The sequence below is a fragment of the Sandaracinaceae bacterium genome (assembly GCA_016706685.1).
In the GTDB taxonomy this organism is placed as follows: domain Bacteria; phylum Myxococcota_A; class Polyangia; order Polyangiales; family Houyiibacteriaceae; genus JADJJE01.
In genome coordinates this window covers 194,136-218,489 of record JADJJE010000003.1, presented here as the reverse complement: position 1 = coordinate 218,489, position 24,354 = coordinate 194,136, and the positions used below count along the sequence as shown (strand labels likewise).

The 24,354-nt window shown below is 69.6% G+C and carries 27 protein-coding genes; 13 read left to right on the top strand and 14 right to left on the bottom strand.

Annotated elements, in window-relative coordinates; translation table 11 throughout:
* Position 1: 1 nt before the first annotated feature.
* Positions 2-760, top strand: coding sequence for a hypothetical protein (locus tag IPI43_06775; protein MBK7773829.1), 759 nt, complete (start codon positions 2-4; stop codon positions 758-760).
* Positions 761-891: 131 nt separating this feature from the next.
* Here the strand turns inward: IPI43_06775 and IPI43_06770 are convergent, their stop codons facing one another.
* Both IPI43_06770 and IPI43_06765 read right to left on the bottom strand, forming a co-directional pair.
* Complete coding sequence (locus tag IPI43_06770) at positions 892-1,113, bottom strand: hypothetical protein (protein MBK7773828.1); 222 nt, start codon at positions 1,111-1,113, stop codon at positions 892-894.
* Positions 1,114-1,166: 53 nt separating this feature from the next.
* Entirely contained in the window at positions 1,167-1,415 is a 249-nt protein-coding gene (locus tag IPI43_06765; GenBank protein ID MBK7773827.1) for a hypothetical protein, read from the bottom strand.
* A gap of 175 nt (positions 1,416-1,590) precedes the next feature.
* Between IPI43_06765 and IPI43_06760 the strand changes: the two genes are divergently transcribed.
* Both IPI43_06760 and IPI43_06755 read left to right on the top strand, forming a co-directional pair.
* Positions 1,591-2,583: a quinone oxidoreductase gene (locus tag IPI43_06760; GenBank protein ID MBK7773826.1), complete on the top strand. Its 993-nt coding sequence runs from the start codon at positions 1,591-1,593 to the stop codon at positions 2,581-2,583.
* Between the two features lie 95 nt (positions 2,584-2,678).
* Positions 2,679-4,481, top strand: a complete 1,803-nt coding sequence (locus IPI43_06755) for an ABC transporter ATP-binding protein (protein ID MBK7773825.1) — start codon at positions 2,679-2,681, stop codon at positions 4,479-4,481.
* Here IPI43_06755 and IPI43_06750 read toward each other — a convergent pair.
* Together IPI43_06750 and IPI43_06745 are read right to left on the bottom strand one after the other, a co-directional pair.
* On the bottom strand, positions 4,472-5,290 hold the full coding sequence (locus IPI43_06750; GenBank protein MBK7773824.1) for a hypothetical protein: 819 nt from the start codon (positions 5,288-5,290) through the stop codon (positions 4,472-4,474). The two genes, IPI43_06755 and IPI43_06750, sit on opposite strands and share 10 nt — an antisense overlap.
* A gap of 13 nt (positions 5,291-5,303) precedes the next feature.
* Positions 5,304-7,070 (bottom strand): cation:proton antiporter, encoded by a 1,767-nt coding sequence (locus IPI43_06745; protein ID MBK7773823.1) that lies wholly within the window; start codon positions 7,068-7,070, stop codon positions 5,304-5,306.
* Between the two features lie 80 nt (positions 7,071-7,150).
* On the opposite strand from IPI43_06745, the gene IPI43_06740 reads away from it, so the two are divergent.
* Entirely contained in the window at positions 7,151-8,176 is a 1,026-nt protein-coding gene (locus tag IPI43_06740) for a hypothetical protein (protein ID MBK7773822.1), read from the top strand.
* A 21-nt stretch (positions 8,177-8,197) separates the two neighbouring features.
* Here the strand turns inward: IPI43_06740 and IPI43_06735 are convergent, their stop codons facing one another.
* Genes IPI43_06735 through IPI43_06720 form a run of 4 tightly spaced genes read right to left on the bottom strand, consistent with a single transcriptional unit; the run spans position 8,198 to position 12,819 of the window.
* Positions 8,198-8,872: a sterol desaturase family protein gene (locus tag IPI43_06735; protein ID MBK7773821.1), complete on the bottom strand. Its 675-nt coding sequence runs from the start codon at positions 8,870-8,872 to the stop codon at positions 8,198-8,200.
* Between the two features lie 17 nt (positions 8,873-8,889).
* Entirely contained in the window at positions 8,890-10,122 is a 1,233-nt protein-coding gene (locus IPI43_06730) for a ferredoxin--NADP reductase (protein ID MBK7773820.1), read from the bottom strand.
* A 10-nt stretch (positions 10,123-10,132) separates the two neighbouring features.
* Positions 10,133-11,179: an SDR family NAD(P)-dependent oxidoreductase gene (locus IPI43_06725; protein ID MBK7773819.1), complete on the bottom strand. Its 1,047-nt coding sequence runs from the start codon at positions 11,177-11,179 to the stop codon at positions 10,133-10,135.
* Between the two features lie 38 nt (positions 11,180-11,217).
* Positions 11,218-12,819, bottom strand: coding sequence for an aldehyde dehydrogenase family protein (locus IPI43_06720; protein MBK7773818.1), 1,602 nt, complete (start codon positions 12,817-12,819; stop codon positions 11,218-11,220).
* A 102-nt stretch (positions 12,820-12,921) separates the two neighbouring features.
* On the opposite strand from IPI43_06720, the gene IPI43_06715 reads away from it, so the two are divergent.
* The 3 genes from IPI43_06715 to IPI43_06705 all read left to right on the top strand — a co-directional run bounded on the left by IPI43_06715 (position 12,922) and on the right by IPI43_06705 (position 14,956).
* A complete protein-coding gene (locus IPI43_06715) occupies positions 12,922-13,515 on the top strand; it encodes a TetR/AcrR family transcriptional regulator (protein MBK7773817.1) in 594 nt (197 codons plus the stop codon).
* A gap of 128 nt (positions 13,516-13,643) precedes the next feature.
* Positions 13,644-14,366: a helix-turn-helix transcriptional regulator gene (locus IPI43_06710; protein ID MBK7773816.1), complete on the top strand. Its 723-nt coding sequence runs from the start codon at positions 13,644-13,646 to the stop codon at positions 14,364-14,366.
* Positions 14,363-14,956, top strand: a complete 594-nt coding sequence (locus tag IPI43_06705; protein MBK7773815.1) for a hypothetical protein — start codon at positions 14,363-14,365, stop codon at positions 14,954-14,956. The genes IPI43_06710 and IPI43_06705 overlap by 4 nt, the downstream gene beginning before the upstream one ends.
* A 10-nt stretch (positions 14,957-14,966) precedes the next feature.
* Here IPI43_06705 and IPI43_06700 read toward each other — a convergent pair whose 3' ends face one another.
* Positions 14,967-15,965: a hypothetical protein gene (locus tag IPI43_06700; protein MBK7773814.1), complete on the bottom strand. Its 999-nt coding sequence runs from the start codon at positions 15,963-15,965 to the stop codon at positions 14,967-14,969.
* A gap of 51 nt (positions 15,966-16,016) precedes the next feature.
* Complete coding sequence (locus IPI43_06695) at positions 16,017-16,496, bottom strand: NUDIX hydrolase (protein MBK7773813.1); 480 nt, start codon at positions 16,494-16,496, stop codon at positions 16,017-16,019.
* Between the two features lie 128 nt (positions 16,497-16,624).
* Here IPI43_06695 and IPI43_06690 point away from each other — a divergent pair, with 128 nt between their 5' ends.
* On the top strand, positions 16,625-17,359 hold the full coding sequence (locus IPI43_06690; protein ID MBK7773812.1) for an RNA methyltransferase: 735 nt from the start codon (positions 16,625-16,627) through the stop codon (positions 17,357-17,359).
* Here IPI43_06690 and IPI43_06685 read toward each other — a convergent pair.
* Both IPI43_06685 and IPI43_06680 read right to left on the bottom strand, forming a co-directional pair.
* Positions 17,356-17,817: a hypothetical protein gene (locus IPI43_06685; protein MBK7773811.1), complete on the bottom strand. Its 462-nt coding sequence runs from the start codon at positions 17,815-17,817 to the stop codon at positions 17,356-17,358. The two genes, IPI43_06690 and IPI43_06685, sit on opposite strands and share 4 nt — an antisense overlap.
* A gap of 19 nt (positions 17,818-17,836) precedes the next feature.
* On the bottom strand, positions 17,837-18,535 hold the full coding sequence (locus tag IPI43_06680) for a hypothetical protein (protein MBK7773810.1): 699 nt from the start codon (positions 18,533-18,535) through the stop codon (positions 17,837-17,839).
* A 225-nt stretch (positions 18,536-18,760) separates the two neighbouring features.
* Between IPI43_06680 and IPI43_06675 the strand changes: the two genes are divergently transcribed.
* From IPI43_06675 to IPI43_06655, 5 genes are all read left to right on the top strand, one after another.
* Positions 18,761-19,624 carry a TIGR02147 family protein gene (locus IPI43_06675; GenBank protein ID MBK7773809.1) on the top strand — a complete coding sequence of 288 codons (864 nt, stop codon included), beginning with the start codon at positions 18,761-18,763 and terminating at the stop codon, positions 19,622-19,624.
* A complete protein-coding gene (locus IPI43_06670) occupies positions 19,624-20,424 on the top strand; it encodes a hypothetical protein (GenBank protein ID MBK7773808.1) in 801 nt (266 codons plus the stop codon). Before IPI43_06675 ends, IPI43_06670 begins: the two co-directional genes overlap by 1 nt.
* Before the next feature lie 59 nt (positions 20,425-20,483).
* Positions 20,484-20,897 carry a hypothetical protein gene (locus IPI43_06665; protein MBK7773807.1) on the top strand — a complete coding sequence of 138 codons (414 nt, stop codon included), beginning with the start codon at positions 20,484-20,486 and terminating at the stop codon, positions 20,895-20,897.
* A gap of 107 nt (positions 20,898-21,004) precedes the next feature.
* Entirely contained in the window at positions 21,005-21,691 is a 687-nt protein-coding gene (locus IPI43_06660; protein ID MBK7773806.1) for a DUF1775 domain-containing protein, read from the top strand.
* Positions 21,691-21,891 (top strand): hypothetical protein, encoded by a 201-nt coding sequence (locus tag IPI43_06655; protein ID MBK7773805.1) that lies wholly within the window; start codon positions 21,691-21,693, stop codon positions 21,889-21,891. The genes IPI43_06660 and IPI43_06655 overlap by 1 nt, the downstream gene beginning before the upstream one ends.
* Positions 21,892-21,994: 103 nt before the next feature.
* Here the strand turns inward: IPI43_06655 and IPI43_06650 are convergent, their stop codons facing one another.
* The gene (locus IPI43_06650; protein MBK7773804.1) at positions 21,995-22,978 is read right to left on the bottom strand and encodes a beta-propeller domain-containing protein; all 984 of its coding nucleotides are present in this window, start codon (positions 22,976-22,978) and stop codon (positions 21,995-21,997) included.
* On the bottom strand, positions 22,948-24,180 hold the full coding sequence (locus tag IPI43_06645) for a beta-propeller domain-containing protein (protein ID MBK7773803.1): 1,233 nt from the start codon (positions 24,178-24,180) through the stop codon (positions 22,948-22,950). Before IPI43_06645 ends, IPI43_06650 begins: the two co-directional genes overlap by 31 nt.
* Positions 24,181-24,354 lie beyond the last annotated feature (174 nt).

Below are 24,354 nucleotides of genomic sequence, written 5' to 3'. Positions count from 1 at the left end.
CATGAAGAAGCGCGAGAAGCTGGCGATCATGCGTCAGCAGTATCCAAACGCCCTCACCACCGTCGACGCCGTCAACCGCTTCATCGACTACGTCGAAGCGACGCTGGACCTCGAGCCCTCGCAGGTGATGCTGGCCGACAGCATCTGCAGCGACGACGTCAACAGCATCCAGTACCCCGCCCGCACGGCCGAGTTCCTGGGGCCCTTCAAAATGGGGGGCCTCGATGGCTTTCCCTTCACGGGCCTCACGGGCATGGGCGCGTTCGCGAGCCACGTGCCGGACGACGGCGCGGTGGCCATCTACTACGGGCCGCATATCGGCATCACGAAGGACGGAGCCGTCGGGGAGATTCAACGTCACGGCCAGCAGCGCACCACCGGCTGCTGCGGTGCGGCCAAGGGCGCGCTGAACAAGCTCACGCGCGATCAGATCGTGGAGGGGCGCGTCAGCGAGCTGGACCACCAGATGAACACCCTCGAGCAGATCGTGTACGCCCAGCGCGACCGTATCCTGGGCGCCGAGCTGCCGCTCAAGGAGGCCACCGAGGTCATCTACGAGGCCATCGACCAGCGCATCGAAGAGCTGGTCGCGCTCACCAAGTACGCCTGCAAGTACGTCATCCTGTTCGGCGCCATCCACATCAACAGCGACACGGACATGGGTTCGTACACCTCGCCCAAGCGCTTCACGGTGCTCGACCTGGCGACGGGCCAGCGGGAGGAGCGTGTGGACATCATGCACGCGCTGTGCGGGCTGTGAGCGTGGCTCCGTCAAAACGAATGCCGATGGCGTGCGGTCACACGCCATCGGCACGGTAAAACCCCGGGGGCCGAGCTCTCGGTGGACTGTGCAGCGGTCCTCTGCACAGCGAGAGCTCAGCCCGCCGCGGACTACTCGGATGCAGGGGTGGTGATCTCGGTGCGCTCGACGCGCTCCGTGGTCTGCTCGCCGTCCGACTCCGTCTCCGTCGTCTCGCGGGTGCTGTGACGCACTTCGCCGCCTTCGCTGTCTTGCTCGTGCATGCTGGTGGTGGTGGTCTCGGTCTCTGCGGGGCCACAGGCCACGAGGCCGAGGGCGGAGAGGGCGATCAGGGAAAGCTTGAGAGTGTTCATGAGGGGGCTCGTGTGTTTCTTAAGGTTGGGGAAGAGGGGCAGAGAAAGCCGGCTCACTTGACGGCGTTCTTGATCTTGTTCTTGGCGCTCTTCGCCGCGTCACCCACGTTGTGGGCTGCGTGCTTCGCGGCATCACCCACGTTGTGGGCGGCGTGCTTCGCGGCATCACCCGTGTCGTGGGCGGCGTGCTTCGCAGCGTCTACGGCGCTGGTGGTGGCGCTCTTCACCTTGTCGGCCGCGTCGCCAGCGGCGTCTTTGGCGTTGTCGAAACCCTTATTCACTTGCTTCTTGAGGTCGGTCATGGGGAGCTGCCGGTGCATCGAGCATGCCAAGCCCCCACAAGGTCGTTTCGCGCTTGCACGAGGGCGTCTGTGCAGCCTCTGCCGCCCCGACTCCGTCATTGCGATGGCATGAATGCGCCGAAATGATGGGGATCGACGGTGCGCTGCGGGGGCTCTGGTACGCTCCTCGGTGACCATGCACTACGCCATTCGCATCGAGCAGCCCGGCGGACCGGACGTGCTGCGCAGCCACCCCGTCACGCTCGCGCCACCGGGGCCGCTCGAGCTGCAGCTCACGCAGCGCGCGGTGGGGCTCGACTTCATCGACGTGTACCATCGCAGCGGGCTCTACCCACTGCCCAGCATGCCGCACGGCATCGGGCTCGAGGCGGCCGGCGTGGTCACCGCCGTGGGCAGCGAGGTCGACCCGCAGCAGTTCTCGGTGGGCGAGCGCGTGGTCTATCTCTCGCGCCCGCCGGGGGCCTACGCCAGCGCGCGCAACGTCCCGGCGGAGCACTGCGTGACACTGCCCAGCACCATCAGCGACGAAGTGGCGGCGGCGTCGTTGCTGAAGGGCCTCACGGCCGAGTACCTGGTGCATCGTGTGCGGCCGCTCGACGCAGGCTCGCGTGCGCTGGTGCACGCGGCGGCGGGCGGTACGGGATCTCTGCTGTGCCAGTGGCTGGCGTGGCACGGCGTGGAGGTCATCGGAACGGTGGGCTCCGAGGCCAAGGTGGACGTGGCGCTCGCGCACGGCTGCACGAAGGTGTTGGTGGACGCTGACGACGATGCGGCTGGCCTTGCCGCTGCCGTGCGGGCCGCCGGGAGCGGTGGCGGGGTGCAGGTGGTCTACGACTCCATCGGCCGGCGCACGTTCTCGGCCTCGCTAGCGTGCCTCGAGCGCCGCGGGCTGCTGGTGTCCTTCGGCAACGCGTCGGGGCCGCCTCCCCCTCTGGACGTGCTCTCGCTCTCCACCCAGGGCTCGCTCTTCGTCACGCGGCCCACCCTGTTCGACTACGTGGCCACGCGCGCCGAGCTGCTGGCGGCCACCACGCGCCTGTTCGCCGCCATCCGTGACGGCATTTTGCGCGTGCCCGTGCACCAGCGCTGGCCCCTGCGCGACGCGGCCGAGGCCCACCGCGCCCTCGAGGCGCGCGAGACCACTGGCGCTTCCGTTCTCATCCCGTAGCGTTCGGCTCTGTCCGCCGACAACGTGCGCTCGTGATTCCCCACCCCCCACCACCCACCCCGCCGCAGAAGAGCTGGCGCCAGCGCTTCGCCGCGCTGCGCAACGTGCCCCCGTTTCTGCGCTTGGTGTGGGGCATCAACCGGCAGCTCACGTTCGCGAGCGTGGCGCTGCGCATGCTCCGCGCGCTCCTGCCGGTGGTCACGCTCTACGTGGGCAAGCTGATCATCGACGAGGTCATCGCGCTCGCGTCCGCAGGTGGACTGCCCACGGAGCTCGGCGCCGCGCTCGGAAGCGAGGTGCTGCGGCCGGTGTGGATGCTGCTGGCGTTGGAGCTCGGCCTCGCGGTGCTGGCCGACGTGCTGGGGCGCGTGGTCTCCTTGGTGGATGGTCTGCTGTCGGAGCAGTACAGCAACGCCATGGGCGCGCGCGTCATGGAGCACGCCGCCACGCTCGACCTCGAAGACTTCGAGGACAGCGAGCTGCAGGACCAGCTCGACCGCGCGCGGCGCCAGACCATCGGCCGCACGCCGCTGCTGGGGCAGCTCTTCGGACAGGCGCAGGACGTGGTCACCGTGCTCTCGTTCGCGGTGGGCATGATGGTCTACGCGCCCTGGCTCATGGGGCTCTTGCTGCTGGCGCTGCTGCCCGCGTTCCTGGGGGAGGCGCACTTCAACGCCGAGAGCTACACGCTGGACTTCCGGCGCACCCCCGAGCGCCGCGAGCTCGACTACGTGCGGCAGACGGGCGCCAGCGTGGAGACGGCCAAGGAGGTGAAGATCCTGGGCCTGCACGGCTTCCTGGTGGGCCGCTTCCGCGCGCTGGCCGCGCGCCTCTACCAGCAGAACCGCGCCCTGGCGCTGCGTCGCGCCGGCTGGGGCAGCCTGCTCACCGGCGTGGGGACGCTGGGCTACTACGCGGCCTACGGCATCATCACGTGGCGCACACTGCGCGGCGACTTCAGCATCGGGGACCTCACGTTCTTGGCGGCCTCGTTCCGGCGCCTGCGCACGTTGCTCGAGGGGCTGCTGAGCGGCTTCTCCGCGCTGGCCGGCCAGGCGCTCTACCTGAACGACCTCTTTGCGTTCTTCGAGGTGCGCCCCGAGATCGTGTCGCCCGCTCACCCGCGCCCCTTCCCGCATCCCATCCGCGAGGGCTTCCGCTTCGAGCAGGTGGGCTTTCGCTACGACGGCGCCGAGCGCTGGGCGGTGCGCGGCCTCGACTTCACGCTGCCTGCCGGGCAGGTGCTGGCGCTGGTGGGCGAGAACGGCGCGGGCAAGACCACTGTGGTGAAGCTGCTGGCGCGCCTCTACGAGCCCGACGAGGGGCGCATCCTGCTGGATGGGCACGACCTGCGCGAGTACGACCTCGACGAGCTGCGCGCGCACATCGGCGTCATCTTCCAGGACTTCGTGCGTTATCACCTGAGCGCCGGCGAGAACATCGCCGTGGGGCGCATCGACGCCGCGGGCGACCAGGCGCGCATCGAGCGAGCGGCCGAGCAGAGCCTGGCCGACGAGGTCATCCACAAGCTGCCGCGCGGCTACGAACAGGTCATCGGCAAGCGCTTCCGCACGGGCGTGGAGCTTTCCGGCGGTGAGTGGCAGAAGGTCGCCATCGCACGCGCCTACATGCGCGACGCCGACGTGCTGATCCTGGACGAGCCCACGGCCGCTCTCGACGCGCGCTCCGAGTTCGAGGTGTTCCAGCGCTTCAAGCAGCTGAGCCACGACAAGACGGCGGTCATCATCTCGCACCGCTTCTCCACCGTGCGCATGGCGGACCGCATCCTGGTGCTGGAGCACGGCGCCGTGTCCGAGGAGGGCAGCCACGAGGAGCTGCTGGCCGCGCGTGGGAAGTACGCCGAGCTCTTCGAGCTGCAGGCCGCGGGCTACCGCTGAGGTCGCTGAGCCCAGTCCAGCGTCAGCGCGAAGGCGCCGCTGGTGATGCCCCAGTACTCCTCGCGCGGGCCACCCGGGTTCACCTTCACGATGGTCAGCCCACTGTCCGCCAGCAGGCGTGCCCACTCGAGCGCGGCGACGCCCGTCTCGTAGGTGCCCAGCGTGGGCCACTTGGCGGCCACCCTGTCCGCCGCTTCGCGGTCCGTGAAGAGCCAGGCCTCGCCCGCCGGCAGCTGCTGCTCTTGGCTGAACATCACCGCGCCCTTGCCCACGCGCGGCTGCGGGGCCCGCGCCATGAGCGCCACGGGCACCAGCCAGTCGTTGAAGCTCATGAGCGCCTGCATCACGCCGTCCACGCTCACGTGGCCGCGCGCATGCTGCGTGAGGACTCCACGCGCAAAGGGCAGCGGTGCAGTGACGGGAGCGCCCGCAGCGGGGGTGCCCACCACGGGGGCGGCGCCCAAGATGAGCGAGCACATGGCCGTGGGGAACGCGATGGGCCCGGCAGGGCCGCCCACGTTGAACACCCACCAGGGCAGCCCGCTCTTGGCCAGCGACGTGAACAGCGCCTGGCCGCTCATGATGCGCACGTCGCTGCCGCTCGGCCGCGGGAACGCAGCGGCCGCCTCGGGCGACGTGAACACCATGGCGTGTGCCACGCCCGCGTCGTTGCGCAGCACCGCGTGTCCGTGCGCCTCGGTGCTCGTGAACACGTGGTACTCCGCGAAGTCCAGCAGCGCGCGGTGAAAGCGGCTGCGCTCTTCGGGCTGGTTGAAGAGGAGGTGCTCGAGGTCGCTGCTGGCGCTCATGAGCGCGATGTTACTAGGAGGGGCGCGCCGCGTCGTCCTCGAAGAGCTTCTCCAGCTCCTCGGCGGTGCGCTTGGCGGTCTCGATGAGCATGGCCTCGTCGCCGCGGTGGTGGAACGCGTCGCGCACGGCGGCCTCGTCGTGGTCGCGGAAGCGCTCCACGGCCTCGCGCGCCTGCACTGCCGGAAGCCCCACGGCTTCGAGCGTGAGCGCGGCGGCCTCGAGGCTCGAGTGGAACGTCTCGCGGATGACGTCCTTGATGCCCAGGCCCATCAGCGCATAGGCGTGCGCGCGGTTGCGCGCGCGGGCCACGATGCGCAGGTCCGGGTAGGCGTGCCGCACGGCCTCCGCCACGCGCACGGACTCTTCCGGGTCGTCCACCGCCAGCACGAACACCTCGGCCTGCTCGATGCCCGCGGTGCGCAGCAGGTCCATGCGCGCGGCGTCCCCGTAGTAGATGCGGTTGCCGAAGCGGCGCACGAAATCCACCTGCGTGGGGCTCTTCTCGAGCGCCGTGAAGCGGATGCGGCGCGCGCGCAGCGTGCGGCTCACGATCTGACCAAAGCGCCCGAAGCCCGCGATGATCACGCGTGGGTTCTCGCCCTCGATGGTGTCGAAGGGGCGCGCGGTGCCGGCCTTCTCGAGGCGCCGGATGGCCACGTCACGCAGCAGCACCAGCACCGGGGTGATGGCCATGGAGAGCGTCACCGACACGATCAACAGGTCCACCAGCGGCTGCTCCAGCAGGCCGGACGTGGCCCCCGCGCCGAACAGCACGAACGCGAACTCACCTCCCTGCGACAGCAACACCGCCAGGCTCCACGCGGCGGCGCCCTCGAGCTTGGCCTGCCGCGCCACCAGCAAGAGGATGAGCCCCTTGCCCAGCACCAGCGCGCTCACCACGCCCAGCACGGCCAGCGGCCGCGTCAGCAGCACGCCCATGTCCGCGGACATGCCCACGGCCATGAAGAAGAGCCCCATCAGCAGGCCCTTGAACGGGTCGATGTTGGCCTCGAGCTCGTGGCGGTACTCGGAGTCGGCCAGCAGCACGCCGGACAGGAAGGCGCCGAGCGCCATGCTCAGCCCCGCTGCTTCCATGGCGAGCGCCGTGCCCACCACCACCAGCAGCGTGAGCGCGGTGCTCAGCTCGTGGCTGTGCGTGGACGCCACGATGCGGAACAGTGGCCGCAGCACCAGGCGGCTCATGACCACCAGGCCCACCAGCGCGCCCACCGCGAGGCCCAGCTGAACGAGCGCACCGCTGCTGTCGGCGCCGGCCTGCGCCGACAGCAGCGGGATGGCCGCCAGCGTGGGGATGGCCGCCAGGTCTTGAAAGAGCAGCACGCCGAACGCGGTCTGACCGTGCTTGGTGGTCAGCTCGCGCTTCTCTGCCAGCAGCTGCATCACGAACGCGGTGGACGACAGCGCGAGCCCGATGCCCACGATCACGGCCGGCGCCATGCTCAGCCCGCACGCCATGGCGATGCCCGCGCCCACCAGCGCGGTGAGCAGCACCTGCAGCGTGCCCAGCCCGAACACGCGTCCGCGCATGGCCCACAAGCGCGCGGGCGCCAGCTCGAGGCCAATCAGGAACAACAGCATCACCACGCCGAACTCGGCGAAGTGCAGCGTCTCGTGCACGTCGTGCACCAGGCCCAGCAGCGAGGGCCCAATCAGCACGCCGGCCAGCACGTAGCCCGGCACGGTGCCGAGCCCGAGGCGCTTCGTCAGAGGGACACACAGGACGGCGGCGGCCAGCAGGATGGCGGTCTGCAACAGCATGGGGGCCGCCACGCTAGCACAGCTCCCGCGGCGCCCCCTGGCTCTAGGACGCCCGCTCGGCGTGAGGTACCGTTCCGCCCATGCATCTGCGGCGGCTCTCCCTGGTGTTGCTCCTGGTGGGCTGCGGTGGCGCGCCGAGCGGCGCTGCCGAGGTCGACTCCGAAGGCACTGGCGGCCAGAGCGCCGTGGGCTCGGGAATCACGCCCGCCCCCGCCGGTGACGAGCTGCTGGCGGCGCTGATCGAGTCGGAGGTGCTCGCGCTGCGCGGCGACAACGGCCCCGCCATGGAGGCCGCGTTTCAGCGCGCGGTGGCCGCGGCGGCCGCGCTCGGCATGGAGGACGCCGAGTACGCCGTGGTGCACGCGCTCGAGGACGCCGGAGAGTTGCTGCCCATGAAGCTGGGGTTGCCCTACACCATCGCGGGCCAAGACCCAGCGTCGCGCTGTGCGCAGGCGCGCCTGATCGCGTGGGAGCACTGGCGTGGCGACAGCCTGGCGGACCTCACTCCGGCGCAGCGCCAGTCGCTCGGCGAGATCCGCGCGCGCCTCGAGCGGGAGCCCGTGTCCCTGGCCCGCGACTCCGAGGCCGACCGTGCCCTGATCGCCGCCGGGCGCGATGGTCTGCTGGACGACCTGCGCCGAGAGTGCCGCAGCTTCCCGCGCCAATGGGACCTCGGCCTCGCGCCCGCCGACCTGCTGCGGGTGGCAGCGCTGGTGCGCGGGGACCTACGCGCGACCGGCGACCTCGCGGGGCCGTTCCGCTTGATCCACGGCATCCGCGAGCACACCGAGAGGGTGGCCGACGCAGCCGACTGGGAGCGCGTCCTCGCGCACCATCGCAGCGAGACCGACGTGGGGATGGGCTTCACCATCCAGGTGCCCGAGCGCGAGCTGGACGATGCCGCTTACGAAGCGCTGAGCGAAGAGGAGGTCGAAGCCCTCGGCCAGCTGCGCGAGGGTGACATCCTGTGCGAAGACCGCTGCTGCGCCATTCGCGGGGACATCGCGCTCCAGCACGGCGGCGGGCTGTACCTTGCGGGCGCCTGCTGGGTGCCCACACCCGCAGGGAAGCGCCTGTCGCGCATCCTGTTCCTCGACGGGATGTGAGCCGCCCAGCCGGGTCGGCGCTCAGGCCACCGTGCCGAAGACCATGTCCGGCAGCGGCGTGATGGACGCGTAGTTGCCGCTCAGCATGCTGTGGTGGTGGCGGTCGTGCTTCACGGCCAGCTCACCCAGCGTCTTGAAGGGGAAGCGCGGGAAATTCACGCCCGCGTGGTTCAGGATGTTGAACACCGCGTACGTCGCGAAGATGACCGCGAACGTGTAGAGGTGGATGCCGCCCACCGCCGCGATGGAGCCGAACAGCAGGCTCAGGCCGCCCACGGTCTCGATGGGGTGCAGCAGCAGGCTGTCGATGGTGCGTGGGTTGCGGGCCGCGTGATGCACCGCGTGCACCCAGCGCAGCAGCTTCCACTCGTGCAGCGGGTAGCGGTGGAAGAAGTAGTAGGCGAAGTCGTAGATGAACACGACCGCCAGCGCCTCCACCACCATGACCCACAGGGGCGTGGGCGCGCTGTAGAACAGGTAGTCGCCGAGGCCATAGGTCACGCTGAAGATGAGCGCCACCGACACGCCGGTGTTCAGCGCGGCGTCACGGTACAGGCGCTTGTCGTCCACGCTGCGGTGCGGGTCGTCGCTGATCATGTGGCGGCGCCCCACCTCCGAGCGGTAGGTGAAGTGCAGCACGCCGAGGGCGATGCCGGCGCACACGTAGCTGAACATCAAGATGGCGAACATGGTCATGGGGGAATGTCTCCAGTCTAGATCATGGCGTGTAGCCAGCGCACCAACAGCGCTGCGCCCACGCACAAGCTGACGACGAGCGCAGCACGAGAAGCGGACAGCGGGGGGGTCATGGCGTCGCCGTCGCCGCCCGCGCGGAACGACACGGCGTCGAAGTCCACGTGCAGGAACTTGGCGCTGGTGGGGCGCGCTTGGCAGGCCAGCACGCGCCCGCGGGCCACGTCGCTGTCGGTGAGCGCCAGCGGGTTCAGCATGGCCACGTCGCCCTCCACCAGCTGGCACATGCAGCTGCCGCAGAAGCCGTCTTCGCACGAGGAAGGCGCCTTGACGCCCGCGGCCTTGCACGCGCCCAGCAGCGTGAGCGAGCGGCTGTAGGGCACGCGCCGAATGGACGAGCCGAGCGTCACCAAGAAGTCTTCGGGCACCTCGCCGGTGCCGGAGGTGGGCGTCTGGGCTGGCTCCGTGTCACGGCGGTCCGGGTCTGCAGGCGATACGAAGCGCTCCACGCGCACGCGCCCGTCATCCACCGAGACCGACTGCAGCGCGGCCTCCACGGCGTCCATGAACGGCGTGGGCCCACACACGTAGTGGTCGCTTCCTCGGCCGCTCTCGGGCGCTCCGCGCAGCCAGTCGGCGAGCGTCTCGGCGGTCAGGAACCCGCCCGCGTCATCGTGGTGGTGCCGCAGGCTGAAGCGCCCCGCGTGCTCCTGGGCCAGCGCGTCCAGCTGCGCCGCGAAGATGGTGGAGGCCGCGTCGCGGTTGGCATACAGCATGCGCACTGGGCGCCGCGTCTCGCGCAGGGCCGCCTTCAGCAGCGAAAAGATGGGCGTGACCCCGCTGCCGCCCGCAAACAGCGAGAGCGGCCGCATGCCGGCGTCGCGGTCCAGCGTGAAGCGCCCCGCGGGCGGGTGCAGCGTGAGCGTGTCGCCGGCCGCCACGCGGTCGATCAGGGCATTGGACATGCGCCCCTCGGCCACGCGCTTCACCGTGAACTGCGGCTGCGCGTCCACGCCCGGCGCGCTGCTGAACGAGTAGCAGCGGTGGATGTGGAAGCTCTCCCAGGGGATCTCCACGGTCACGTACTGCCCCGCTCGGTACGTCAGCTCGCTGCGCAGCGTGTCGTCGCTCACGTCCAGCACGAAGGAGCGCGCGTCGGCGGTCTCTTCCACCACGCGGGCCACCTTCACCCTCAGCGGGGCGCGGCCGGCTTGCTCAGCGCTCTTGGTCTCGGTCGCCATCGGCTGTGTCACCTCGGCAGGCTCACGCGCTCTTGCGCGCAGGCGCCTTCTCTTCGGCCGGCCACGTGGCGATGGTGCGGGTGATGCCCTCGCGCACGCTCACCTTGGGCTCGTAGCCCAGCACGCGGCGCGCCTTCTCGATGGAGAAGTAGTGGTGCGTGCACATGTACTTCACGGCGAAGCGGCTGAGCCCGTTGGCGGTCCCCAGCTTCCCTCCGCGCAGCGCGTCGATGCCCTCGGCCACGGCGGCCGCGGCATAGGCGATGTGATAGGGCATGGCCGCGCGGATGGGCGGCAGCTTCATCTCGGCCAGTACGTCGCCCACGAAGTCCCAGAAGCCCATGGGCTCGCCGTTGGTGATGAAGAAGGCCTCGCCGTTCACTTCGTCGGGCTTCTTGGCCAGCGCCTCATCGGCGAGCAAGAGCGCGTCGATCAGGTTGTCGATGTACGTGAAGTCCGAGAGCTTGGGCGTGCGCCCCACGCTGAAGATGAGCCGGCCCTGGCGCGCCCGCAGCACGATGTTGGGCATCAGCCGCTGGTCCTCGGGCCCGAAGATCACGTGCGGGCGCAGCGAGCACGCGCGGATCTCGCCGCGCTTGGCGGCCTCGAGCGTGGCCTTCTCCGCCGCGATCTTGCTGTCCGCGTAGCTGGCCTGCGAGATGCTGGAGTACGGCATGCTCTCGTCGCCGTTCTCCACGTCCTTGCCTTCGTACACGGCGCTGGCCGAGCTCACGTACACGATGCGTGGGCCGCCCTCGCGCGTGCAGGCCTTGTTGATGTTCATGGCGCCGCCGTAGTTGATGTCCCACACCAGCGACTCCATGGTGGCGTTGGTGTGCACCACCGAAGCGCAGTGGAACACCACGTCCACGTCGGCGCACAGCTTCTTCATGGCCTCGGCGTCGCGCAGGTCGGCCTTCACGAAGGTGATGCGCGTGGCCACGCTGGAGAGCGCGTCGGGCGAGCCGATGTCCGTGGCGATGACGGTGTCACCGCGCTCCACGAGGCGTCGGGTGAGGTGGCGGCCGACGAAGCCGCAGGCGCCGGTGACGAGAGAGCGTGTGGTCATGAGGAGTCTCCGAAAGTCTTGGATGCGGTTGCGCTTGGTCAGCGCGGTTTCTTGATGAGGTCGCGCAGCGCCTTGGCTCGCTCGCCCAGCGACGCGCCGTAGAGCAGGCGCACGGCGTTGCGCGTGGTGTCGTAGTCGGCCTCGGTGGCTGGGAAGATCTTGGCCGGGAAGCCGAAGGAGAAGCGATCCACCAGCACGCCCTTGCTGGTGCAGAAGGCGCGCAGGCCCTCGGCGCCGTTCATGCGGCCGAAGCCCGAGTCCTTCACGCCACCAAAGGGCAGCTCTTGCGCCATGTAGGTCATGCCGCCGAAGTCGTTGATGGCGGCCATGCCCGCGTGCACGCGGTCGGCGATGCGCTTGGCCCGCGCGCCGTCGCGCGAGAACACCGAAGACGACAGCCCGAAGGCCGTGTTGTTCGCGATCTCGATGGCCTCTTCGTCGCTGTTGAAGGCGCACAGCAGCATCACCGGGCCGAACATCTCCTCGCGCATGATCTCCATGTCGGGGCGCAGGTCGGACAGCACCGTGGGCTCGTAGTACCAGCCGTGGGTGCCGGGCTGCCGCTTGCCGCCCGTGACGATGCGCGCGCCCTCGGCCACCGCGCGCGCCACCAGGCCCTCCACGTGCGCGAGCTGGAGCGGCGTGATCATGGCCCCCACGTCCACCAGGCCGTTCTCGGACGCGCCCTGCCGCATGGCGTTCACGTGGCTGGCGATGCGCCCCTCGAACCACGCCATCTTCGACGCGTGCACCAGGATGCGCTCCGAGGCCACGCAGTTCTGGCCGCAGTTGATGAAGGTGCCACCCAGCGCCGCGTGCACCGCGCGCTCCATGTCGGCGTCGTCGCACACGATGAGCGGGTCCTTGCCGCCCAGCTCCAGCACCACCGGCGTGAGCGTCTCGGCCGCCGCGCGCAGCACGCGCCGCCCGTTGGGCACGCTGCCGATGAAGAGCAGCACGTCCACGCCGCCCGCGATGAGCGCCTGCGCGGTCTCGGCATAGCCGTGCACCACCTGCACCAGCTCGGGCGACTGCCCGGCCTTCTCGATGGCTTCGCGCACCAGCGTGTGGAAGCGCGCGCTGCTCCAGCTCACCCACTCGCTGGGCTTGATGACGATGGCGTCGCCCGCCATGAGCGCGGTGATGATGGGGTTGAGCAGGTTCTGGAAGGGGTAGTTCCAGGGCAGGATGGCGCCCGCCACGCCGGCGGGCAGGTACTCGATCTGGGCGCGCTTGTGCACCAGCATGCCGCTCGACACGCGCTGAGGGCGCAGCACCGCTTCGCCGCGCTTGATGGTCCAGCGCAGCTTCTCGCAGATGGGCATGACCTCGCCCAGCATCGCGTTCTCACGCGTCTTGCCCGAGTCGCGCACCACCGCGTCGCAGATGGCGTCCGCGTTGCTGACCACGGCGTCCAAGATGGCGCGCAGCACCTTGCGGCGGTCCGCGAACGACGACTGCCCGTAGGCCTCCTGCGCCACACGCGCCCGGGCGATGGCGGCCTGCACCGCGCGCGCGTCGTCCACCGGCAGCTCGGCGAAGCGCTCACCCGTGATGGGGCTCTTGCACTCGATCACCGTGGGGCTCACGTCGTTGGCAGGGGTGGGATGTGGGCTGGTGCTGGGCTGCATGGTGGGCATCTTCGCGGTACTCTATCAGCTGGTAGACGCAGCCTAACGTGTGTTAGGTTGGACCGCAAGCCCCACGATACAGCCCGTGTGCTTCTTGTGCCGAGCGCCCTGATGCAGACCACCAAAGAACGAATCCTGAGCGCCGCGGCCCGGCAATTTGCCCTCTACGGCTACGAAGGCGCCCCCCTGCGCGCCATCGCCGACGAGGCGGGCATCCGCGCCGCGTCCATCTTCCATCATTTCCCCGGCGGCAAGCAGGAGCTCTACGACACCATCACGGCCGAGCTCATGGAGCTGGCGCAGTCGCGCCTGCTGTCGGTCGCGGGGCTGGGCCTCGGGCCCGCGCAGACGCTCACGGTGTTCGCCGCCGTCTTCTGGGATGCCCTCGCCGAGAAGCCGGACCTCGCGTCGCTGCTGCTGCGCGAGGCGTTCGAGACCGTGAGCGACCGCAACGCCGTGAAGCGCGACCTGGCGCGCGCCTTCGTGCAGCAGATGATCAGCGTGCTGCGCGCGTCGCGCGATGCGGGGGCGCTGCCGGACATCGAGCCCGAGGCGCTGGTGATGGCGATCGCCGCGTACGGCGTGGTGGCGCATGGCGCGCCGGTGATCCGCCAGATGCTGTACGGCGAGGTCGCAACCAGTGCCGCGATGCGCGAGGACTTCTTGACGGTGGTGCGGCGGTTGGTGGGCGCACCAGCGGTCTAATCAACCAGTGAACATCCTCCTGTTACTGGTAAATCGATATGCGTACTGCTAAACCAGTACGCGTGGCAGCCTCGAGTTCCATCTCTGACCGTGATTGGGATGCCCTCCGCACGGAGATTGGCTCGAAGGTGCGTGCGCTCCGCACCCAGCGACTGTGGACCCAGGCGGAGCTCGCCAAGCGCTTGGGCCTGTCGCAGGCGCGGCTCAGCGAGATCGAGCGCGGGCTCGGCTCTTTCTCGGCAGAGCACCTGCTCGAGCTACTTCGGCTCTTCAATGTGGATGTGTCGCACTTCGAGTCGTCGCCACCCGATCCGACTTCCCAGCTCCAGAACGCGCTCGCTCGTTTGGGTGCACGCCACCTTGTCGAGAGCGAGAACGTACTCCCGAGCAGCCGCATCGCCCACGTGAACGAGGTGGTGCTGGAGGTGCTTGCTGACGCGAGGAATCCCCGCCTCGTCACGGCGCTCGCGCCGGTGCTGGTCGCGCGCATCGACGAGGTTCAGCTCGACCTCCTAGCGTCACGTCTTGAGTTGCTCGGGCTCGCCCATCGTCTTGGCTGGCTGGTGGACAACACAGTGGCGGCGCTCGAGGAACTCGAAGCAGGCCAGCCGACCCCGCGCGCAACGCTCATGCAAGTGCGCCGTGCAAGCCTCGTGCTGGGGACGTGGCTTGCGAGAACAAAGACGGCGAAGCCCAGCGCCGCGCGAGACGACATCCTCGACTCCTCGATTCGAACCAAAACTACGTCATTCGCGGTGTTTACCGCTCGCTCGAGTATCTCGCAGCGCTGGGGGATCATCAGCTCGCTCGCGGTGGATGACTTCCTCAAAGCGCTCCGAGAAGCCGCGTGAAGCAGCTCCGCTACTTCCTTCAACAGTTGGATGACGCTTGGAAGCCACTGGGCACATCGCGGCAGGAGTTGCCCCTCATCGGTTCTGGTGCGCTGATGCTGCTGACGGACTACGAGCGCGGAACGAAGGACGGAGACGTCTTCCAGACGTCGGACATCACGGACTCTGTGAAGTCTCAGCTCCTCGCGCTCGGTGGCAAGGGCTCCTCACTGCACACACGGCATCGGCTCTACATCGACGTCGTCAGCAATGGTCTGCCGTTTCTCCCTCACGCTCCAGTCTGGCATGCACTGTCGGAGCTGAACGCTACTTTGGAGCACTTCGACATCTTGGTGCTCGACGTAGTGGACGTCGTGGTGAGCAAGCTGAAGCGTTTTCACGCGAACGACCGAGCCGACATCAGCGCGATGATCGAACGCGGACTGGTCGAGCATGCCCGACTGGTCCAGCGCTTCGAGGCGGCCGTCGACATCTGGAAAGACGGGGCGGGTGCCGATGACCTGCCCCGCTACGTCGCAAACCTGCACACACTCGAGCGAGATGAATTCTTCGTGCCGGAGTCCGACATCGACTTGCCTTCGTGGATCTAGCGAGTGGCCCTCACGGTGCCTCGCCCGCACTGCCTGGCGAGGATACCGCCCCCACCCGCAGCGCCACCGTCCGCGGCCAGTCACTCTGCGGCAGTCGCGCCGTCACCAGCACCTGGCTCACGCACCGTTCGCTCGCGGCATCCGCCAGCGCGGCGTGCGCGCCCACGCGCCCCTCGGGCAACACAAGCATCTCCACCAGCGTCTCCTGCTGCACGCAGTCGCGCAGCGCGTTGGCCAGCGGCTCGAGCGACGGCTCCACCGGGAACTGCAGGCGGTTCACGAGGTCCTCGAACTCGTCGTGGTGCGCACCGAACGCGGCCGCGTGGTTGGCGTAGCCCAGCACCATGAGCACCGGGAAGAACGCGGCGGTGGAGCTGCCGCGGGTGCGGCTGTACTGCTGGTCGCTGAAGGTCAGGTCGGGCCGCACCAGCACCACGTGGCCGCGGCTCCACACGGTGGCGTCCGTCACGCGCCCCTCCGGCACGTCTGCGATCTCGAAGAGGATCTCGTGCGCGGGCCGGCCAGCCACCTCGCGTGCACGTGAGCCCAGCACGCGCGACGCCATGGGCTGCGCGCTGCGCGGGACGGTGCGCGGGAAGCCATACGCGACCTGCCCCGCGCGCGCCGCCGTGGCCACGTAGGCCGTGAGGATCTGACTCAGGTCGCCCGCTGCGGCCTCGCGCGAGGTGGGGAACGTGCTCACGAACACCGACCCGCCAGCAGCCCCGCGTGTGTACAGCAGGTCGAACACCGGGACCTCGAGGGACGCGTCGAGCACCCCGTCGCCGTCCTGGTCGGCGGGCACCTCACGCGCCTCGCCTGCGCGCACGTGAGGCTGCCACTCGGGCGCGAGCACCCCCGCCCCGTCGGCGCGGCGCGCGAGCACATAGCCGTACGTGGGGTGCTGGTAGCCCGCGGCTTGCTCCTGCAGCGTGGGGAAAGGCGCGCCGCACGCGCCGAGGGTCAACAGCAGGCACAGCCCAGGGACGCGGGCCGAAGAGGCAGTCATGCCGGCGACGCTAGTGCACGCCCCTCGGGGGAGCAACCGTGCCCTCTCGTGTCAGCGCCCCGGCCGCGGCGGGTCTCGCCAGCCTTCACTCCCGTGGCCCAGCACGCCGAGCGAATGCACGGTGCCGCCACCCAACACGAAGCGCGCGATGCTCTCCACCTCGCCGCCGCGCAGCGGGAGCGTGGCCAGCTCCTCGAGCGTCACGAAGCGCGCCTCCTCCGTGTGCTCGTCGGGCACGCTCTTGGGTGGCGTGTCGTCGCTGGGCCGCGCCGTGAAGATGGCGCGCACGCGCACACCGCGACCAACCGGCGCGTACTCCACGCGCACCACGCCCTCGAGCGTGATGGGCACGCCCGCTTCTTCCAGGGTCTCGCGCACCGCGGCGTCCATGAGGCTCTCGCCGGGCTCCACGCGCCCCGCCGGCAGGTACCAGCCACCGCCGTGCCTGGTCTCGCGCACCACGAGAACGCGCTGGTCCCGCCGCACCAGGACGAGCGCAAAGGCGTGGAGTTCGAGCGGGTCACGGGCCATGGCCAAGAGTCTACGACCAACTCGACACCCCAGGACCCGTCACGTCGACTGAACGCGCGCGAACGAAACCCGTGATATGCGGTCTGGTGACCTCTACCCCGCCCCCAGCTCCTCCTCCGGAAGACCCGATGCATGCCCTCGCGCGGGTGCGCGTGGTGCTGCTGCGGCCCGAGCATCCCGGGAACATCGGCTCCGTGGCGCGCGCCATGGCGAACATGGGGCTGTCGGACCTCTGCCTCGTGGCGCCGCGCGAGTTTCCGAGCGCCATGGCCACGGCGATGGCCGCGGGTGCGGACCACGTCCTCGGGCGAGCCGAGGTGGTGGCCAGCCTCGACGAGGCCTTGGCGCCGTGCTCGTGGGTGGTGGGCGCCACGGCGCGCGCGCGTGTGCACCAAGTGGAGCAGCGCGCTCCCGAGGAAGCGATGGCGGAGCTGCTTCACCCGCGGCATGCGCGAGTGGCCGTGCTGTTCGGCCCCGAAGGCAGCGGGCTCGACAACGAAGCCCTCGAGCGCTGTCAGCGCGTGACGCGCATCCCGGTGGATCCCGCCTTCTCGTCGCTCAACCTCGCCGCAGCGGTGACGGTGCTCTGCTACGAGCTGCGGCGACAGGCCGTGGCGCTGAGTGAAGCTCCGCGCGAGCTGCCGGTGTCCCCCGCACAGCGCCCCGCCACGGCGGATGAGATGCGTCACCTCATCGAGCATGTGCGTGAGGCGGTGGACCGCACGAGTGAGGACCCCGAGCGCGCCGCGGCGGTGATGAAGAAGCTCACCCGCCTGCTGAACCGCGCGGCCCCCGAGCATGGTGAAGTGCAGCTCATGCGCGGGCTCCTGAGCGCGACGCTGGGCAGGCCTTCTCGCGCCTAGAAGCTCACCATGCCCTGAAAGCCGTAGAGCGAGCGCTCAGGGTGGATGACGGGCGCAAATCCGTATCGGACGCGCTGCTCCATCCGCCTCCCGAAGACCGCCCCAGCGACAGCGAGGTGAAGGAGGGCCGTTGCCCCGAGCGAGACGCCGAGGCCAATCTGGAAGCCGCCGCTGTCGGAATCGAGGTCGAGGGCGGCGACATACACGGCCCCGAACAGCAGCAGGCCGCCGATGGACATCGCCACGATCGGCCCACCCAGGCGGGGCGCGCGGCGCTTCGGCAGCTCGAGCTGATGCGGCTGCTCGCTGGGCTGATCGGCCCGCTCAGTGGGCTGACCGTGCCGAGGGGGCTGCTGCGCAGACCGATAGGTCCGCTGCTGCGCATCCGCCGCAGAGGGAATGAGCAGGAGCACGAGCGCGAGCGGGCACAGAGCCGAGAACGAGTGCAGCCTCGCCATGTGACCGCTCCTCGGGGTTCTAGAAACTCACCGTGCCTGCCAAGCCGTAGAGCTGGCGCTCCGGCGCAATGATCGGCGCAAACCCATACTGTGGCTGGACCGGCGCCGCCTGTTCCCGCGTCCAGCGCCGGCGCTGGCCCAGACGAATGATCAAGAACACGACGCCCAGCGTGAAGAACACACCGCCCGTCGCGGCGAGCGCGACGCCCGGGTAGAAGAGGCTCTCGTCCGTGCCGTAGTCGCCGTAATAGTCGTAGGTGTCGAAGGAGAGCGAGATGAGCGCGCCCCCCGTGATGGCCATCACGGCGCCGACGGACAGGAACACGATCGGCAGGCCCAGGCCCGGCTTGCGGCGCGCGGGCGCGGAGTAGGGCTGCTGCAGCTGGTACGGCTGATAGGGCTGCTGCACGGGCTGGTACGCCTGCTGCTGCTGCGGGGGCTGGTAGGGCTGCGTGGGCTGGGGCGCAAAGGGCTGCGGCGGAGCAGCGGTCTGTCCCATCTCCACGCGCGCGATGTTCGCCTGCGGGATGACGATGGGCGGGGTGGCCCCAATTTGCAGAGTGATGTGGTCACCGGGCACGAACTCGATGACCTGCCCCGTGAGCACGCTCCCGTCGTTGAGGTACACCGTGCCCTGCTGCTGCGCCTCCGCAGCAGCAGGAATGAGCAGCGCCAGTGCGAGGGCGCACAGGGCCGAGAATGAGTGCAGTCGCTTCATGTGTCCTCGCCTCAATCCGTTTTTTCAGCGGAGCGAGCCCGTATGCACTCCCCGGCCCTGCGGTTCCTTCCGCCGAGCCTGTGCTGCTCGCACCCCGAATGTCGTACGCACGAGTCTGCCCATGGTCTTTCCCCGCGTCTAGCGATTCCTCCGCGTATACCGGGTGTATACGGAAGCGGTGCTCGCCCGGCTGTGGGGTCCCTCCCCATCGGCTACCTTGAGGGGGTGAGCGACCAACCCCCCGAGGTCTTCCGCTATCTCGACTACCGCGCGTACCTGCGCGACTTCTACGAGCACAAGAAGGCCGGGCCGCGCTCGTTCTCGTACCGCGCCTTCTCGCGGCGCGCGGGGCTGAAGTCGCCCAACTACTTGAAGCTGGTGATGGACGGGGACCGCAACCTGACGGCGCCCATGGCAGGCAACTTCGCCGACGGCTGCGGGCTCACGGGCGAAGCCAAGGCCTATTTCGTGGACCTGGTGGCGTTCAACCAGGCGACCACCGGGCCCGAGCGCAACGCCGCGTACGACCGCCTCAAGAGCCACCGCCGCTACCGCACGGTGCAGCGCCTGGAGCTGGCGCACGCTGCCTACCACGCGAGCTGGTACGTGCCGGCCATCCGCGAGCTGGCCTGCCGCGCCGACTTCAAGGGCGAGGCCGCGTGGGTGGCCCCTCGGCTGCGGCCGCGCATCACCCTGTCGCAGGCGGAGCGCGGACTGCGTATACTGCGCGAGCTGTCCATGCTGATACAGAACGACGACGGGCGCTGGGTGCAGACCGAGGCGCTGGTGTCCACCGGGCCCGAGACCCTGGGCGTTCACATCGGCAATTACCACCGCACCATGATGAGGCAGGCGGCCGAGGCCATCGACGAGTTCCCTCCGGCGCAGCGCGACATCAGCTCGCTCACGCTGTGCTTGGGTGAGGACAAGCTGGCCGAAGTGAAGGCGCGCATCGTGCGCTTCCGCCGTGAGCTGCTGGAGCTCAGCGTGGAAGACCCCGCGCCGCGGCAGGTGGTGCAGATCAACTTCCAGCTCTTCCCGCTGAGCGACGCCTCTGCCCTCTTCGCCGACGACACGGAGGGGCATTGATGCGCTCGCTCCTTCAGCTCCTGCGCGGTGTGTGCAGGAGCCCGCTGGTCGCGGCCGCGTGGCTACTGCTGCTCACCGCGTGCGCAGGCACCGAGACGGGTAACCCGCCCGCCGCCACCGACATCGACGTGCTCCCAGCCGAGATGTGGCAGGGACCGCCCCTCTTCGACAGCGAGGCGCTCGCCGGCGCCCCGCGGCTCGGGAGCGCCACCATGACCTTCGCGCGCGTGGAGGCGCTGCCCGAGGGCACGTGCGCAGCGCTGGCCAGCAACCCCGGCGCGCCCGTCCCAGGGGCCATCGTGCTCGAGATGGACACGGAGCTGGGCTTCGATCTGCCGGCCGGGCGCTACTGCGGGGTGCGCCTGTTCCCGCAGCTGGCCTCGGCGGAGGACGCCTCGGTGCCGCCGCTCTTGGTGGGCCACAGCCTGGTCTTCGAGCTGCGCAACCTCCAGGGCGCGTCCTACGTGCGCGTCCGCAGCCAGCGCGTCGCCCCCTTCGTGTTGCTGGTGGGCGGCACCGACGCGAGCGCGGTCTTCGAGGTGCCTGCCGAGGGGCTGCACGTGCGGCTCGCGGTGGACGCGGCGAGCGCGCTGATCGCCCTCGAGTTCTGGGAGACCATGCCTCAGGCCGACGGCAGCTTCCTCTTCGACGAGGCCAACGCGGCCGCGTTCTTGCGGGCCTTCGAGGCCTATCCCGGTCTCCTGCGCGTCTACTCCACGGGCCCGCGCTCCGCGGTGGGCGATGCCGGCACCTCCACCGAGGGCTACACGCCCGAAGACGAGCTGGTGCGAACGCCGTGATGCACGGTGCGACAGCTTGCCACATGGCTCGAGAGACGCCCCGCGGCTAGGCTGTGCCCATGCTGAGTGTGTCGCGACCCCCCTCGAGCGCTCTGGCTGGCTTGCTGGTGGTGGCCGCCATGGGCCTGGGCGGGTGCTCCGAACCGGCGGGCCAGGAGGACGACGCCGGCCGTCAGCGCGACGTGCTGCGCCCGCCCGTGGAGTGCGACGCCACGGCACCCACCAGCTGCCCGGACACCATGCCCCGCTGGGCCGACGTGCAGCCCATCTTCGCCGTGCGCTGCGCCGTCTGTCACGGCGAGGTGCTGGGCCTCTGGCCGCTCGACGAGTACTCGCACGTGGTGGACTGGAACGTGGAGATCCGCGGGATGGTGCTGGACTGCACCATGCCGCCCGTGGACTCCGACGTGACGATGACCCTGGAGGAGCGCCAGCTGATCCTCGAGTGGCTGCGCTGCGGCTTCCCCCGCTAGGCCCGCGTGCTCGTCGAGTGCGACAACATGCCACGGTGTCAGCGGCCCGCTACGCTTCTAGAATCGTTCCCGCAGCGCTGGGAGACGGCGCGGAAGGATGAATTGAAATGAAGAAGACGGGATTGTTGGTCATCGCGCTCGGACTCGCCGGCGCGTTCGTGGGCGCCGCCCAGGCACACATCGGAGTGGAAGGTCGCCTCACGGCGGACTCCTCCACCATCGTGACGTTCGGCGTGAGTCACGGCTGTGAGGGGCTCGACACCGTGCGCGTGCGCATCGAGATGCCCGAGACGGTCACCAGCGTGCGCGGCTTGACCAGCGCGTGGGGTGAAGGCACCGCCGAGACCGATGGGACGGGCCGCATCGTGGCGTTCATCTTCGAGAAGGAGACCGCCCGCGCCGTGGACGACCAGTACTACCAGTTCTCTCTGCGGGTGCGCGCGCCGGCCGCGCCCTTCACCACGCTGTACTTCCCCGTCACGCAGACGTGCCGCAACGCCGAGGGCGTCGAGACCGTGGTGGAGTGGGACGACGTGGGCGCGCACGACGACCCGGCCGTGGTGAGCCCGGCCGCGTCCGCCGTCATCTTCCCCGTGCGGACGATGGGCTGGAACCGCTACGTGGCCCCCGACCACGTCCATGACCTGAGCGTGTTCGACGACGCCCGCATCGTGTGGGTGGGCACCGCCGCGTACAGCGCCAATGTCGAGACCACCGCGCTCATCGAGAGCGACCCGGACGTGGAACTGCTGACCGAGATCCACACCGACGACGAGATCTGGGTGCTCTACTGATGAGCTACGCCATGCGGAACACCACCTCACGTCTCGTGCTCGTGCTCGGCCTGCTCAGCGTCCTCGCCAGCGGCTGCGGCGGTTCGAACGCCGACAACAACGGCCAGTGTGCCGACCTGCCGCGTCCCGGCGACCCCATCGCCAGCCCGGACGAGCCTGGCCGCGTGCCCTGCGCGTTGCGGCCGCCGCACCTGCGCTGAGCTGCAGGTTCGCACCAAGCAAGAAGCCCACCCTCGGCACGCCGGGAGTGGGCTTCTCTTCGTTTCTTCTCTCATGGGCTGGGCCAGCGCCCGCCGCTTGACCTCAGAAGGTGCGCACCTCGCCGTAGTAGCCGCTGTACCACTGGGGCTCGGGCAGGTTCACCGTGGCTAGCGTGCTCGTCAGGTCCGTGAGCGCGTGCACGGTCACGCCGCCCAGGCTGATGGTGTAGACGAAGTCCTCGATGAAGAGGCCGCGCCGCACGGTGGGGCTGTAGCTGCAGTAGTAGTCGCCCACGCCGTCCACGCACCCGCTGTAGAAGCTGCTGTGCGAGATGGAGCCGGCCGGCGCGATGCCGCCCGCGACCGACACGCTGAAGAGCGCGAGCGTGGAGTCGAAGGTGGTGTCGTAGGTGTCCACCGGGATGGCCAAGAGCCCCAGGCGCGCGTCGAAGTTGAACGCGAGGTGGTCGTACTGCGCCTGGCTGTAGGCGCCCGGCACCGTGTACACGTGCGTGCGCACCGGGGCATCGGGGTTGCTCACGTCGAAGATCTGGAGCGCCATGCCGTTGTCCTGCTGCGTCACCGGGTCGATGTCGCGGCCGATGGTCAGCAGGTGGCCAGCGTCCAGCGGGTGCATGTAGGTGCTGAAGCCGGGGATCTCGACCTCGCCCTGCACCACGATGTCTGCCGGGTCGCTCAGGTCCACGACGAAGAGCGGGTCGATCTGCCGGAAGGTCACCACGTACGCCGTGTCGCCCACGTAGCGCGTGGAGAAGATGCGTTCGCCCGGCGCGAGGTCGTGGCTGCGGCCCAGCTCGCTCAGCTTGCCCGCGGCGTCGCCCAGCGTGAGCACGCGGCTCACGGGCGATGCGCTCACCAGGGTGCCGTCACCCCAGGGCTGGTCCTCGTTCGGCTCGATGACGTTGCCCTGGGCATCCAGCCAGCGGTCCTCGGTCACGGCCACGCGCACCACGCCGTCGCTCTCGTCGAGCGAGAACTGGTTGAGCAGCTGCCCGGTCACGCGCCCGGAGGCGGCGTAGCTCGTGGACGCGCCGCTCAGGTCGAAGCGGTGCAGGCGCGTGGACACCGCGCCACCCCAGGGGACCAGCCGTTCCACTGCCAGTCGGCCTGCGCGATGATCAGCGCCTCGTGGTTGGCGGACACGATGGACGCGTCGCCCAGCACGAACGCGCTGCGTGAGACGCCCGTGTCGCTCGCGTCGAGCGTGAGCCCCAACACCTGGGTCATGCCGTAGTCGGTCTGGCCCGGCGCAGCGGCGTAGAAGTCGGTGCAGCGTGGCGCGACCGCCACGAGCTCGCTGCCCTCGCGCACCCACTCCTCGGGAAGCCAGCCGTCGAGGTCCTGCGTGGCGATCTCGGCCAGGCGCTCGCGGCGCCAGGCGGCCACGCGGCGCGCGAAGGTCTGCTCGCTCACCAGCTCGCCGCCGTCGTTCCAGTAGTAGGGGCGCTCGCCGCTCCACTGCGGCTGCCACGTGTCGGAGCGCATCACCAAGCGCACCACGGCGTCGTGGCGGCGCGCCGCGCGATAGCTGCCCTCCACGTAGCGCTCGCCGCTGAGCACGGGCACATCGCCGCTCACGTCGAACAGGCTCACCTTGGTGAACTCGCGGTAGAACATGGGGTAGTACGGGCCCCAGCTGTCGGCCGGGAAGGGCAGCGTGGCGATGGGCCCCTGACCGCCGTCTGGGTCGGCGAACTGCACGCTCGAGAACACCACCAGCGTGTCGTCACGCAAGAACATCGACAGCGGCGAGCCCTCCACGCTGGCGGTGCCGGTCTCCACGGTGTCGGCCGCGGGCCACGAGCGCAGCGCGTGCACGGACTGCCCATGGATCAGGAAGATGCGTCCGCCGTCGGTCTTCACGAAGTCGGGCTCGTCCACGCCGGCCACCTGCGTGTTGGTCTCGGTGAAGTGTTCGGGGCCCGACTCGGGCGGCGCGTCGGCGCGCGGCGTGGGGGAGCCGCCATCCGCGAAGTCGAAGGCGGGCTGTGGCCAGCCTCCATAGTTGCCGTCGCGGTACATGTCGTAGTCCGCCAGCATGCGGTCGGCCTCGGCGTGAACCTTGGCCTCCGCGTCGGCGCGCAGCTGCACCAGCAGGTCATCACAGCTCTCGACCCGGTGCAGCCCCGCTTCGGCCGGAGCCACCGGCGGTGCCGTGGTGCCCGAGGCACACGCCCCGAGGCCCAGCGCAAAGAGCAAAGAGAGTGCCCCGGCGCGAGTGGTTCTTGGGCGCGCGCCGAGCCGACTGGAGTAAGCGAGGTGTTCCATGTTCACAGCATCACCCTCACCGCGTCGCCAAGCCTGGGAATGGCGCTCGGGTACCCTGCAAAGCGTATTCCTCTCGTATACGCCGGACCGGGCCCGGGATGGACGGCTCACTGAATCTAGTTCAGCGAAATGAGCAGAACAGGCCGGAATTCCCGGGGCTTGTACCCGTTGACT